Source organism: Fictibacillus nanhaiensis, from assembly GCF_036213205.1.
Lineage (GTDB): Bacteria > Bacillota > Bacilli > Bacillales > Fictibacillaceae > Fictibacillus > Fictibacillus nanhaiensis_E.
On the sequence record NZ_JARMFC010000001.1, the window covers coordinates 619,942 to 634,702 of the forward strand.

The window sequence follows — 14,761 nt, forward strand, 5'->3', positions numbered from 1 at the left end:
CCCTTCGACAACAACCACCGCTGCAAGCAACCAACAAAAAAGAGACTATTGATTAGAATTCCAATAGTCTCAGCTTATATATAAATTATTTAGCTAACGGGAACAGCTTCATGTTCGTCCCATAAGAACCACCATGGCTGTAAACAAACGTTTTCGGATAGCTAGCTCCGTTTAAGTTTTTAGGAGCAATATCATACCAAGTACCTTCACCTGTTAATGTAGATACTTCATTTAATACAAGCACTGGCGTACCCGTCTTTGTAACTTTATAAAGTTCGTTTGATTTTAATGCCGTAGCTTCACCTCGAACACGTACACCGTCCGTTAATGTAGCTGCGATCTTAAACTGATTGCGTTCTTTTTTACCAAAGAAATTATCCATACGGTACATATAGCCGGCAATCTTTTGCCCCCAGTATGGATCTGATGCATAACGTACGTTCATACCAAGTTCTTTATTGCCAAGAACTTCTCCATGAGATTTCCAGCTATCCATGAAATAGCCCTCATTTGGCTTTAAAAGAAATTGGTTTACTAACTCTTCAATACTTGCTTCATACGTTGGGAACTCAGCTCCATTTTCATAAGCGTTACCATCGTATGCTTTTAATCCGAACAAGTTCTTTTTATCACGTGCAAGTTCACTACTTCCCCATCCGGTTTCATGAATAGCATGAGCAAGTAGGTACATCGCATTTACATGATACTTTGCTTCAGCCTTCTTAAAGTCTTCTCCTAATGTTTCAAGTGGTGTGCTTCCGACCGTAGAAGGTTTGTTTTTCTTAACAAAATCGTTAAGCTGTTCTGCAGTATAGCTCGTTTTTGTGTATAAAGGCATCACATTAAAGTATTGATATTGGTCGTATACTTTTCCATCAGTAACCGACTTGAACGTATGACCGTCCGTGCTTTTGTAATTACCATTTGGCAAACCTACGCTGCTTCCATATTCATAAGGACCGTACGTATTCGTATTCACATTGTACGTATAATGAGTAAGTTTCCCATTATCAGCTTTGTAATAAGAATAGCCCTTTACTGTTACTGTAGGGTGAAGTGTAGCTTGATTCATCTTAAAGTAACCCGTCGTATTGTTATATTTAACTTTTACCCAAGTTTCGCCAGCATCGATAAATTCAGTTTCCGTTCCAGCAACTAAGCTGAAATGGTTTGCACTAAACGCTGAGCTCGTGTAGAGAGTAGATGCAAGTGGATGGACTTGAGCAGGTGAAACCACTCCACTCTTCATGTAAACAACTTTATTGTCCTTTAGAACAACATGGTTGCTTTGAGTAGCTGCAGCCTTCGCTTCTTCATACGTTTCATACTCTTTTACTTTTGTTGTAGCATCTGCTGTTACCGTAGCAAGATAAAAATTAGGTACAGGAGGTGGCGGTGGTGGGCTCTTCAGTTCACCCATCATACGAACTAAGAACGCACTTGTCGTTCCTTTTGTTGCCTCATCTTGTGGACGGAACGTATTATCGCCATATCCAGCAATGATGTCTGCAGAAACCATTCGTTTTACAGAAAGTAGTGCCCAACTTTGAATTTTTGAAGCATCTTTAAATGTAAGATCAGCTTCTGGCAGTTTGATACCCTTATATTCAAAAGCTCCATTCATCATTGAAGCCATTGCTTCTCTTGAAATTGTAGCATTCGGAAGAAATTTCCCATCTGGCGTACCGTTAACGATGTTCATTTCAGCAGCTTGTTGTACAACGTTATAATACCAAGCTCCTTCTTTTACATCGGAAAAGCTTTTCGGGTTAATCACTTCTAAGTTCTGTGCTTCTAACACACGAACTAAGAATGCTGCAAATTCTGCTCTAGTTACTGCACGATCTGGTTCATAGAATGTTTGTCCATCCTTTATCGAACCTTTTAAGTACCCCAAATCAATAAGCTTTCTCATATCTTCCTCAAAATAATGATCTGTAATGTCGTCAGCAGCGTTTACCGGCGAACTGAACAACAGAACAAATGGCAACAAAAACAAAGCCAACCATTTTTTCAACTCTTACTCCCCCTGATTAGAAATATTTACTAAGTTTTACACAACCTCTATTAATCTACCAATATTCTACATTATTTTCTAGTATCTTTCTGACTATCTTTTATTTAACAATAATAGTAGTTAAAAGAAAAAGGACCACTATTTGTATAGTAGTCCTCGTATGACTCGTTATTTTTCTATGGAACAATATTTTTTACAATAGGAATTCTTTGAAGGATCACAACAGCGATATAACTCGATAACGTTACGACAACAAAGGTAACCGGGATACCGAATAAAACGTGATACGTCCTGCTGTGGAGAGCAAAGCCGAATAGATCTTGAAATAGACTAGACTTATAAAGTGTTAAAAAGAACGGATGGATCAGGAAGATTCCAAAGCTTGCTGCTGCAAACGAGTTGATCCATTTGATGTTAACTTTAAACGACCGTTTAAATAAAACGAAAACAGCCATGGACACAAACACCGTGTTTGGAGCTAGGTAATCTAGCCAAAAAATGTCCAATTTCCCTTTTGTATATGTCATATAGTAAGTACCGAAGATCGTAACAATCATACCGATAATTCCGCCTAGATAGATCAGTCCAGTCATCCTTTTACTTAATTCATGTTTAGCAAGAAGATAACCGAGTACGAAATAACCTGCAAAGCCCCAAAACACGCCTAACTTAAATCCTAAATGTGTAGAGGTAAAATAAAAAACTACATTTTCCAGCGTCATAAAGAACCAGATCACCACAAAGTAAACGAGGATTCTCGTATTTTTGGCGATCGAACGGAATAAAGGTGTAACAAAATAGATTCCTACAATCATATACAAAAACCAGAGATGATAATAAGCTTGACCGCTGTATATGTTTACAATTGCTGCTTTTACTGAGAACAGCTCAAACTGCGACCGGTAAGTAAACAATTCATAGAATATGGTCCAAAAAAGAAAAGGTATAATAATCTTAGAAGCTCTCTTTTTAAGGAAGATAGAAAGTGGTTCATCCTTTCCTAACAGCAATGCACCACTGACCATTACAAACACCGGTACACTCCAGCGAGCAAAACTATCAATGATATTTGCCAACCACCACGTTTTTGAAATATCGACTGCCATCAAACTCGCGATCACATGGATCATAACAACGGCCATAATCGCCAAAGCTCTTAATGCATTTGCATATTGAATCAACGGTTTATCCTTCTTTCACTTGTCTATTTTTCTTTTATCATACAAATCCCTACTATATATGACAATATCTTCTTTTTATTTTAAAAGGTTATTTAACCATTTTTGTTAAAATCATTCTATTTTTGGATATTTTTATAAATTCCTGTGATATACTAGTTTCAGTATTTGATAAGGAGAGAGTAAGATGTTGACCTACTTGAAAAACATCATAGATGAACAGCATAGAACGTTAAAAAAATATACCAAAATGGTAGACCATATTAACGAACTAGAAACTATTGTTGAAAAATATACGAATGAGGAATTACGTGCTAGAACTACATATTTTAAAGAACAGCTTGCAGAAGGAAAGACAATTGACGACATCAAGTTTGAAGCGTTTGCTGTTGTTCGTGAAGCATCGAAACGTGTGCTCGGCATGCGTCATTTTGACGTTCAGCTGATTGGTGGACTTGTTTTATTAGAAGGAAATATTGCAGAGATGGCTACAGGTGAAGGGAAGACTCTTGTCGCTTCGCTTCCATCCTATGTTCGAGCGTTAGAAGGTAAAGGCGTTCACGTCATCACAGTAAACGACTACCTCGCACGCCGTGACTGCGAAATCATCGGGCAGATTCATACGTTCCTTGGGTTGACCGTTGGATTGAACGTGCCTTTAATGAAGCCAGAGGAAAAGTCAGCCGCTTATCAAGCTGATATTACGTATGGTGTGGGTAATGAGTTCGGTTTTGATTATTTGCGAGACAACATGGTATCTCACCCCTCGCAAAAAGTTCAGCGCCCTTACCACTTTGCCATTTTGGATGAAGCAGATAGCGTACTTGTTGATGAAGCACGTACACCGCTCATCATCGCCGGTAAAACACAAGTGAGCCAAGAGCTTCATTATGTTTGTGCTCAACTTGTAAAACGTTTCAAGGAAGATGAGCATTATTTGTTTGATCCTGAAACAAAAGCAGTAAGCCTGACGGACGAGGGAATCGACCGCATCGAATCTGGTTTTGGCATCGAGAATCTCTATGACCTTGATCATCAGATGCTGTATCACTATGTGATTCAAGGATTACGTGCGGCCATCATGTTGAAGCGTGACGTTGATTATATCGTTCGTGATGGAAAAATTGAGCTTGTTGACCAATTTACAGGTCGGATTTTAGAAGGAAGAACTTACAGTGATGGTCTTCACCAAGCGATTGAAGCGAAAGAAGGCCTTCAAGTAACGGAGGAAAACAAAACACAAGCATCCGTTACGATTCAAAACTATTACAGAATGTATCCGATGATCTCGGGTATGACAGGAACAGCGAAAACGGAAGAAAAAGAGTTTCGTGATGTGTACGGTGTTCAAGTCGTTCCCATTCCTACGAACAGACCAAAAGTTCGAGAAGATCTTTCAGACCGTGTCTATGCTACACATGAACATAAATATGAAGCAGTAGCCGAAGAAGTTGCCCGTATTCATAATACCTCGCAACCTGTATTAATCGGTACAACTTCAATTGCTCAATCAGAGGAAGTCGCATCGTACCTCGATAAAAAAGGGTTAACTTATCAACTTTTGAACGCAAAAAGTGAAGAACAAGAAGCACAATTGATCTCTTTAGCAGGACAGAAGAGTCAGATTACGATCGCAACAAATATGGCTGGCCGTGGTACCGACATCTTGCTTGGTGAAGGTGTGAAAGAACTTGGTGGTCTTTACGTGATTGGAACAGAACGCCATGAGAGCCGACGTATTGATAATCAGCTTAAAGGCCGTTCAGGACGTCAAGGTGATCCTGGTAAATCTCAATTTTTTGTCAGTATCCAAGATGATATCGTAAAGCGTTTTGCACGAGTAGAGCTAGAAAAGTTTGAAAAAGGAATGAAGACGGATACTGCTGGTCTTATTTTGAACCAAAGTCCGTTAGCTTTCATGGATCGTGTTCAGCGTATTTGCGAAGGGTTCAATTATTCTAGCCGTGAATACACATTGAAGTTAGATGATGTAGTCAATCAGCAGCGTAACATCATCTATAAGATGAGAGATCAGTTGCTAGAGCAGCAAGATATGTTCCCATTTGTTAAAGAAATGGCTGAAGATGCCGTTGAAAAAGTATACAACGACCATATTACAGAAGAACTGTTACCGGAAGAATGGGATTTAGCGGCTCTTCAATCAGATTTGAGAATATTATATGGAAACTTTATTTCTCTAAACGACCGCTATTCGGAAGAAGTTGATCTTCAGCAACATCTAAAAGAACAGTTCTCTATCTATTTAAATGAACTAGAATCTTTCTTAAAATTAAATGATGAGATGACTGAATGGTTAAGAGGTCGTACTTTGATGGCTCTTGATTTAGAGTGGGTAAACCATCTCGAAGCGATGAGTCACTTAAAAGAAGGAATCGGATTACGCAGCTACGGACAAGAAGATCCGATGCGCATCTATGAAAAAGAAGGCCTTCAGATTTTTATCGGAACACGCCATAAAATTCATAAAACGACCATCAATCAGCTGACTCAGTTTATGCAAACACTAGAAATACAAAAGCAAAACTCATAAGGAGGTTCATCATGCTTTCTCTTTTTAAAAAGAAAAATTTAAATAAAACTGGAGAAGACACAACGGTGTCCTCTGAAGAATTATTAAATGAAACGAGTGCAGATCTTTCTGCTGAGGAAGAAGTGGAAACAACACTTCACTACTCTCCTGCCTATATGCCAACACAGGAATTAAAATATGTGTATCAATTTTTAAATCTAGATCTAACTCCACTTAAACCTAACCAGGTTTCACTTTCTGGGATCGAATTAAAACAGGATGGTGGAGATGTGACGGTTACAGCTTTCATTCGTAACAGTTTGGATAAGTCGATTCAACTACAAGAGATGCCTCTACTTCTTTTAGGTGTAGAGGATGAGATGTTGGGTCGTAAAGTGTTCAACTTTGCTGAAGTTGGTGAAATTCCAGCGAAAAGCAGTACGCCTTGGGTATTCACGTTCAGTGCGGATGAAACGGCTGATGTTGAGGAATTCCCTAAAACAGGTTGGAAACTTGCATTTGAGTTAAAGACCGCGCGAAGACATGAACTTGATTTAGAAGAAAGCTGGGCGAACAGTCTTCCTGAAGAGGACAAAGCTCGCTTGCATCAGCTGGTCGCTGAAATTCAAGCACCGAAACCTGGTGAAGTAAACTTTATGGGACTTCAAGCGAAGCAAACTTCTGAAGGGAATTTGCATGTAACGATGCTCATTCGAAACGGCTCGGATAAAAATATTCAGTTGCAGCAGCTGCCTTTAGAAGTGATGGATGCATCTGAAGAAGTCATCGCAAAAGGTGGATTTACGCTGGATGATCTAGAAGTGAAGGCTAATACGAGCAAGCCGTGGACATTTATCTTCCCTAGCGACCTCGTGTTGAAGGAAAACGTCGATCTATCTGTGTGGAAAGCTTATCCACCGCAACAAAATCAATAAAAAAGGTAGCATGTGAAGAAGCCAATTTCATGAGGACTTATTTGAGAATAAGTTCTTGTGGGGTTGGTTTTTTTGTTTGTGTGGGTGGTTGATTTGAGTGGTAGGTGGCGGGGTGGATGCTGCGGCGGAGGGGTGGACGTTTGCGAAATTTGTTGAGGGTTGTCGACTCGCGAGTATATGGAGCAAATTCGTGAGATTATAGAAAAAACTCGTGAGATTATACACTGTTTTCGTGAGATTCTGCTCCATTTTCGCGAAATTATTTCAACTTAAAGTTACCACCTGAACCCCACACCGTCCTTTTAACGAACAAAAACCATACCTAAATCAATAGGTATGGTTTTTCTCCACTTATTTTTCTTCATTCAGAGGTGTTTCTTCTAAATTCTGAACAGATTGAGATTCAATCTGGCCATTTTCCGATTCTTTTACTGAACTTTCTTCTACTGTTTGATCTTCAGCCGTTCCATCAGTAGATAAACCTTGCTCAACTGCTGGCGTTTCCTCAGAAGTTGCTCCCTCTTCACTAGAAGTTGGCTCCTCTGCTTGTGTATTTCCTTCACCCGGTGTTGTTTCTTCATCCGGAGCAGTCTTTTCACCTGGCGTTACATCTTCACCTGGCGCAACATCCTCACCCGGAGCTGTTTCACCATCCATATTCGGTTCAGCAGGAGTTCCTTCTTCTGTTTCCGGCTGCTGTTCTTCCACATCTACAGCTTCCGTTTCCACAGCTGGCGCTTCCTCTGCCGGCTGTTCAACAGCAGCTGCGGCATTTGTTACATGGACCGTCCACTCACTTTGAGACCATACCACGTTGAAGCCAAATGCTTCAGAAATAATACGAATAGGCAGCATCGTCGTATTTTGATCTACCACCACTGGCTCGCTCATGAAAATGTATTTACCGTTTACAGAAATGGTGCGTTCTTTTAGGTTAATGACCATTTTCGTTCCGTCTTTTTCAGCGGTTACAATATTGTTAGCAAATGTAACCGTTGCACCCATTGCTGTTAAAAGATCACGAAGCGGTAAGTATACCGTGTCATAACCATAGATGTGTGCGGCAGGATCGAAGTTTTGCTTGACTCCATCAATCGTCACTGCAACTGGATTTGGATTCTTCACATTCGCATCCATTACATAACGATCTGTGATCGAAGCTGTATAGGTTGCGTTATCCCACTTTGTTTCAACTCCAAGGGCGTTTGCGATAAAGCGAAGCGGTACCATCGTTCGGTTGTCGATCACTTGAGGTGCAGCATCGAACGTGACGGTTGATGTGCCACTAGCTGAAACAACTGTTGCCGTTTTTGAGCCAAGCTTAAAGGTTACCGTTCTATCCCATCTAGTTGCTTTTATCACGCCAGTTGAAGCATTGTAATTCACTGTTGCTTCTAGCTTTTCAAAGATTCCGCGAAGTGGTACATACGTGCGGCCATCTTTTGCAAATGCATCTTCATCATAGCTGAAGAGCTTGCCGTTCACTTTTACCGTAATCTTCTGTTCAGGCTCGTAACGTGGACTGTTCACATACAGCTTATAGCCCTCTTGTGCGACATAAAGCCCGACATATTTATTCTGCGACCAGATCGCTGGATACTCTGACACTGGAACATGCGTGTTGCCTGCATAGTTTCCAAGTTCAGGCGTGAATCCTGGACGCTTATATTTAATAATGAACCAGTCTGTATATCCTCCACCTGAAGGATTTGTACCCGGATAGATCAGACTGTAACCTGTCATGTTTCCGATTGCTTTTGCATAAGCATGATCTCGGTTATACCAGCTTCCTGTCTGGTGAAAGTTCCAATACAGGATCTCGCCACTCGTATGATAGGCGATGGCCATCTCAGGATCAACTTGTGCGGTAAAATTCACCATCACTCTTGATTCTGCTTGGTTAACAGGCGCGGTACCTTTGTAATTGTTCCAAGATGGACCTGATTTATTGTTCTTGATGTTTGCCCAATCAGCAGCATACTGACGATTAAGATCCACACCACGAGCGTTTGATTTCCAACGTTTAAAATCCGTGCTGCCTTCGTTCATGTTGATGAGTTTGAAATGATCTGCAGACGGAAACTTCGTCAATCCGTACTGTTGCAGCGTAACACCGTCTGGATTCACCATCGGCACGAACCACATCGTTGTTTTGTTTAACACATCACGAACGTTATATTTTCCTAATGTATCTCCGTTCGTGTATGCACTAGCATACTCGTCAATCATATCCATGGATAGATTCGTAGAGATCCATTCACGGGCATGATGTGAACCATTGATAAGAACATTCGCATTGCCTTTGCCTAGTTTAATCGCATAGATCGGACGGTTATATTCACTGCGCCCTATCTCTTTATAGCTGACTAAGCCTGGATAATGCGCCGCCAGTTCTTTCATGTCTGTAATCATCTCATCATATGTATAAAATTGATTAGGATTCACAAGATCGTGTGCTGCTTCCACCGTTTGGTCTCCCGTAAAACTAAACGTCGAAAACAACGAGACGATCAGACAAAGAACCATAAAACTATGAAGTTGTCGTTTCCCCAAAAACATTCTCCCCTTCCAAAAATAAACTACTTTAGTAGATTATAAGTATTATGATAGGTAGTCAAAGTGAAATAGACTTATCTTTTGTCAAACTATTGTTACAAAGCATCTATATTTTGGCTACATTATAAAATTCTTCAAATAACGACAAAAACCTGCCTAAAATAGACAGGTTCTTGTAGGATGTGTAACTTAGTATCCCTTTTATCGGTTATATTTCAATAATGTTTAGCATGTTTTTAAAAGATTATAAAAATTTAATTGATATAACGATCTAACATCGATGAAAATTCAGCACGAGTGATTGGATTTAACGGACGGAACGTACCATCGTCATACCCACTTGTAATGCCATTGGCTAACACAGTCTGAATTGAACCGTATGCCCAGAAGCTTTGTTTAACATCTGTAAATGATTTTGATGTTTGTCCTTTTAAGTCATAAGCTCGTTGGATAATTGATGCCATTTCACCACGACTTAATGTTTCATCCGGTCCAAAACGGCCATCTGGGAATCCTGACATTGCGCCAATCTTTGCTACAGCTGCAATGGTTCCATATCCATAAGTACTTGGCGAAACATCTTTAAAGCCAGGGTTAACTACATTTTTAGTTTCAAGCCCCATCTGTTTTGAAATCATCGTTGCGGCTTGAAGACGCGTAATCTTATCGTTAGGACCAAACTTTCCGTTCGGATAGCCGCTGATAATGTTTTGACTCGTTAATGCTAAGATCGACTTCTTCGCCCAAGTCGCTTTTTCTAGGTCTGTAAAGAGTGGCTCAACATAACCGGCATCATACACCGCTTGTAGCTTATCAAAATAGATCGTTCCTTTATTATGCTTAGCTGCATTCGTCTCAGCAAAATAAAGCTGTTTCACTTTTATTGGATAAGCGATATCAGAACTGAGTTTAACGTCAGCATATTTCCAACCTTTCCACGTCATTCCACCTTGCTCTGTAAAATCAATCGTTTGAGCTTTTCCTGAAGCATCAATGATCTGACCGCGAAGCCAGTGACCTGATCCATCATTATGAACCCATACTCCAATCGAGTGAGGACTACCTTTTACAGGTATCGCTCCTTTAGCATCTAAATATGCAGCTGCTGTTCCTCCACCGCTATTTGTGAAATCATAACTAACTTTCGCCGCAGATCCTTCTCTTGCTAAATAAGAATCACCAGATAATGATACTTTTGAACGTGCTCCAGTCGTGCTCCAATTAGCTAATGAGTTAAACGAATCTAGAGGCAACACTTTTGTATTTGATGGGACTGAATTTGTAACGGTAACTGGAATCCTTGCTACAGCTCCACCATGACTAGCGACAAGTGCCCCTTTTCCTTCTTTTTTCGCATAAAAGACATTTCCTTGCATGATCCCTACTCCACCTTCAACCGTCCAGTTCAGCTGTGATGATGTTAGGTTGAGACGATTATAGTTCTCGTCGAGCGCATATTTTAAAGGAACAGCGCCACTCATTCCTACTTCAAGTGCTGGCGCTTCGCCTAGAACAAGCATTGCTGTATTGCCTGCTGGTGCTGTATTAACAACTTCCAGAATAGAAGAAACCGCTCGCTCCACTCCATCAGAAGGTGTATTCATCAATACCGGTTCATATGCTCCGTACGGACGAGCAACCATCGCTGATGATCCACCGCCATCTAGGTTCATCGCATAATCCGCACCAAGTGAGATCAAGTAGTTTGCCATAGCTGGTAGACTAGATCCCTTACTAGCTGAAGAGCGTCCATCATTTACAATAAGAAATAGCTTTTTCGTATCTTTATCGTACGCTACAACCGTACGTGGAGCTCTGTCTTTTACAAGATAATCATTACTAGACATCGATATTTCCACTTTCCCATTACGAACAAGCATCGGCCCGCTGCCTAAAATAAACTCGGCATCTTTCCATTTTTGCTCGATGTTCGCAGATACGGACACCTTGTCTCCTGGTTTTAAGCCCGCTAACTGCTTAGAGAAATCGCCACCTGCAAACGAAACGATCATTCCTCCTTTAGGAATGGAACGGTCCGCTTTTTGACTTAATCTCGTAATCTCTGAAACTGTTCCAGTGATCGTATCACCAAAGCCGATCTCAGCAGGATCTTTTGACGTATTTGTAATAATCACTTCTGTGCCCCATTCATTCGTACCTGAAGAGGTTAACTTATTATCTTTCGTATAAAGAATACCTGCATCGGATTCACGCACAGAGTTCATGCTGTATAACGGCAACGTTTTGCCTTCAAAAGAGAATGATAGACTAGGACGCGTATAGTCAATAATCGGCTCTCCATCAGCACCGATTCCGAATCCTACCGCTACATTCATCGGTGACGTCGAATCGCCTGTTACTACTCCATAGTTTACGATTTCATTGTTTTGTGAAAGTACGCCAGTCGGTGCATATCCATATTTATCGTTTGAGCGAAAGAATGAAGCATTTACAGCACCAACGACATAATGACCTGCACGATTATCTAATTTTGCTCTTTTCGTAACCGTCATTAACGAACTAATCGGATTCGGCACCCCTACCTTTACGGTTGTATGAGGCTGCCCCCATTTCGTTTCAAGCATAAAAATATCTTGATTAACAGAAGCACTTTTATATGTAATCTCTTTAAAAGTTGCACTTTTTGATAGTTTGATCTCTTTCACTGTTTTTGAGTTAACAAACTCTGAAGCGTATGAAGAACTAGCACCGAAAGCAGTCTGTCCTGCTAACAAGAGCGCTAATACAACCCCCGTCTTCCTCTTTAAAAATCTTCCCCGCATTTTTTATTTCCCCCATACCTTTTAATGTAATTTTTTCCAACACCTTTACTATTTTATAATAAATGTAATAGATTGCAAGATTATGTAAGAATATAGTGAAAAAGAACTAAAATTGTTTTATTAGGAAAATTAATGTAGAATTTGGATATGAAGTTACATATAGTAGTTTTTATTGGATTTAGATATCGAGGGCGCTGGCGGCTGAATGCGGAATGAAGTAGTGCCGATATAAATGGAGCACGGACAAAGTAATATTCGTCGTGACATTCATTTTAAAATAAAATCACTCGTAGAATTAGAGGTTTCGTTATGAGAAGAATTGTATTGTTTGGAATATCAATCGTATGTGTACTTGTTTCTTTAGGTATCTTATTTTATAGCATCGGAAAAACATCGCTCGTTGGAATCACTGTTTTTCCAATGTGGTTCATGTTTGCTTCTTTTAATCCTGAAACAGGTCAATCTGGATTTCCGATCGTATCCCTATTATTTTTCGCTTTTGAACTATTGTTTGTTTACATGAATTTTTACTTTATAAAAACCGTTTTGAAGTGGAGCATCTCGTTTAGCACTCGATTAAAGAACAACATGGGTGTTCTCTTAAATGTCCTATCTTTTATTAGTATTTTTATTTCAGTCGCATTGGTCCTTACAACATTAAACCGGAAAGATATGAGTTTCTTTGTATTCTATGAATCACTTTCTCCAGCTTTTAAATATGAAGAAACAAACTTATTTTTATCAAATCTACTATTGATCCTCACCTTTTTATCGGCTGCTTTCTTAATCTATTTAAACATCCGTTTTATAAAATGGATCACTCACCGATTAAAGAATAAAAAGATTCAGTTGATCGAGCAATCCTAAACATCATAAAAAGCTCCGCAAGATCATGTCCTGCGGAGCTTTTGTTTATTTATTTTTCATCTCTACTTGTTTAAGTATACCGGAAACAAGCGAATAACCTTCTTCTTTAAGAAGTGGTCTGTTCTCATCAACACGCTTAAATACTTCACCGTTTAGATAACCTTTTTTCGCAGCTGCTGCCCATGGATTGTTGTGCTGCTTATCACTCTTGATAAACCACTCGAAGATATAACGTGCTGCTTTGTCACGAGTTAATGACTGATCTCCTGAAATATCTGGCCAGTTTATCTTTTTGTAAAGCTCTCGGTCGGTTCGTTCCACACCATTCTTCACCATCCACACAAACTGCTCCTCTGTAAATGGTTCCTCTGGCTTCAGGTCATTTTCATAGCCCGCGAACAGCAGACCTCTTGTATACAAATCTTTTACCGCTGGATAATACCACTTTCCTTCATATAAATAGTTCAGTTTAAAAGGATATAAGTGAGCATTCTTCGCGATTAACTCTTTTTGTAAATCTTTGACCAGCTTCTTGTCCTTTGACATCTCACGGAAGTTCATTTCATTTTTATAAGAAAGAACCGAAGCGATGCCTGCTGCCTCTGCTGTAGACATCCCAGTAGGAACGATTCGAGCACTTCCGGCTGCTAACGAGGAAAAGCCTGACGCTTTACTCGCTACTAGTAAATTATCGATTTTTTTAGGAACAAGAGAACGAAACGGAATTGCATACTGCTTAGGGTTTAGAATGATATAATCCTCCCCATCAGGTTCCGTTGCTTGCACATCTACCGGATAAGATCCAAACGCAATCGAGTCCCAGTGGTCTTTGTATTCCCAAACATCAGAGATAGGAAGCTGGTACTCCGCCTTAATGTGTCGCGTTTCACGTACATACAGTTCTTCCGGAAAATCTGCAATCTCTGCATTATCGAAACCAGGGAAATTTTCTCGTAAAAATTTCAATACATGTTTCGTCTCTTTTTTGCCGATCTCAATCGCTTCTTTTTTTGATTTCTCATCTAATCCATCTACACCAAAAATCTGTAGTGCGTTAATATAGATGTCACCGTCCGTTACGCGAGCGATGTTGAGTCCGCGCAATCGAGTCCGTTCACTTTCAGGCTTATACGCTTCTACCACACCCCAGAATCCATATGCCGTACGTGGCTGGACAACCGCTTCTCCAAACGTTTCATCTTTTGCTACTTTATATACCTTACTCCAGTCTACGTTCTTGAAATGCATCATGAGTGTGACCGACATGCTCGTTTCTTTCTTCCCGATGTCCTCTTGACCGATAAAATATGGAACTTGTGCGAGTGCGGCAAAATCAGCATGTGCAGTCGTATCGATGTATCGTTTTGCTTTATAACGCATCACACCGTCAGAGCTTTTAGTTTGGATCTGCTTGATCGCATTCTCGTCCTCGGTTAGCTCCACTTTTTCCACTTCTGTTTCGAGCTTCAACGTTATATTTTCTTCGTTTCCTACCAGTTCATCAAAAGCTTTCTCCGCTTTATCAAGATCAAACGAAATTTCTTTATCTACCATCTCATGCCACTCTTTAAATATTCCCGCGTTGGCTGGTTTTTTGTCCTTATCTATTCCAAGATCTAGGAAGTTCAACTCACCGTATGTAAATAAACCGCCTAGTCCATTACGTTCTACCAACATGAGTGTCTTCGCTCCTGCTCTTGCAGACGCAACAGCAGCTGCTACACTTTCAGGTTCTCCTCCAACAACGATTACATCAAACGTATCGAGTGGAAGGTTATCGTCAATCCGAACTACATCGTCATTTTTATACAGATAAAAGCCTGTAGCAGCTCCTCCTGCTAGTACCATTACCAATATTACAGCTATCCATTTTTTCAACATGATCCCTACTTTTT

8 protein-coding genes are annotated in these 14,761 nt (G+C 40.1%); 3 read left to right on the plus strand and 5 right to left on the minus strand.

The window, feature by feature from the left end:
• Positions 1-85: 85 nt before the first annotated feature.
• Both P4V41_RS03100 and P4V41_RS03105 read right to left on the minus strand, forming a co-directional pair.
• The gene (locus P4V41_RS03100) at positions 86-2,017 is read right to left on the minus strand and encodes an S-layer homology domain-containing protein (RefSeq protein ID WP_328083362.1); all 1,932 of its coding nucleotides are present in this window, start codon (positions 2,015-2,017) and stop codon (positions 86-88) included.
• Positions 2,018-2,193: 176 nt separating this feature from the next.
• Complete coding sequence (locus tag P4V41_RS03105; protein WP_328083363.1) at positions 2,194-3,198, minus strand: acyltransferase; 1,005 nt, start codon at positions 3,196-3,198, stop codon at positions 2,194-2,196.
• A 184-nt stretch (positions 3,199-3,382) separates the two neighbouring features.
• On the opposite strand from P4V41_RS03105, the gene secA2 reads away from it, so the two are divergent.
• Both secA2 and P4V41_RS03115 read left to right on the plus strand, forming a co-directional pair.
• Positions 3,383-5,746 carry an accessory Sec system translocase SecA2 gene (secA2, locus tag P4V41_RS03110; protein WP_328083364.1) on the plus strand — a complete coding sequence of 788 codons (2,364 nt, stop codon included), beginning with the start codon at positions 3,383-3,385 and terminating at the stop codon, positions 5,744-5,746.
• 11 nt (positions 5,747-5,757) lie between these two features.
• Complete coding sequence (locus P4V41_RS03115; protein ID WP_328083365.1) at positions 5,758-6,660, plus strand: accessory Sec system S-layer assembly protein; 903 nt, start codon at positions 5,758-5,760, stop codon at positions 6,658-6,660.
• 351 nt (positions 6,661-7,011) lie between these two features.
• On the opposite strand, the gene P4V41_RS03120 is transcribed toward P4V41_RS03115, so the two are convergent.
• A complete protein-coding gene (locus P4V41_RS03120; protein ID WP_328083366.1) occupies positions 7,012-9,213 on the minus strand; it encodes a stalk domain-containing protein in 2,202 nt (733 codons plus the stop codon).
• Between the two features lie 257 nt (positions 9,214-9,470).
• Positions 9,471-11,999 (minus strand): S-layer homology domain-containing protein, encoded by a 2,529-nt coding sequence (locus tag P4V41_RS03125; protein ID WP_328083367.1) that lies wholly within the window; start codon positions 11,997-11,999, stop codon positions 9,471-9,473.
• A gap of 309 nt (positions 12,000-12,308) precedes the next feature.
• On the opposite strand from P4V41_RS03125, the gene P4V41_RS03130 reads away from it, so the two are divergent.
• Positions 12,309-12,866, plus strand: coding sequence for a hypothetical protein (locus P4V41_RS03130; protein WP_328083368.1), 558 nt, complete (start codon positions 12,309-12,311; stop codon positions 12,864-12,866).
• A 45-nt stretch (positions 12,867-12,911) separates the two neighbouring features.
• Here the strand turns inward: P4V41_RS03130 and P4V41_RS03135 are convergent, their stop codons facing one another.
• Positions 12,912-14,747 (minus strand): FAD-dependent oxidoreductase, encoded by a 1,836-nt coding sequence (locus P4V41_RS03135; RefSeq protein WP_328083369.1) that lies wholly within the window; start codon positions 14,745-14,747, stop codon positions 12,912-12,914.
• Between the last annotated feature and the right edge of the window lie 14 nt (positions 14,748-14,761).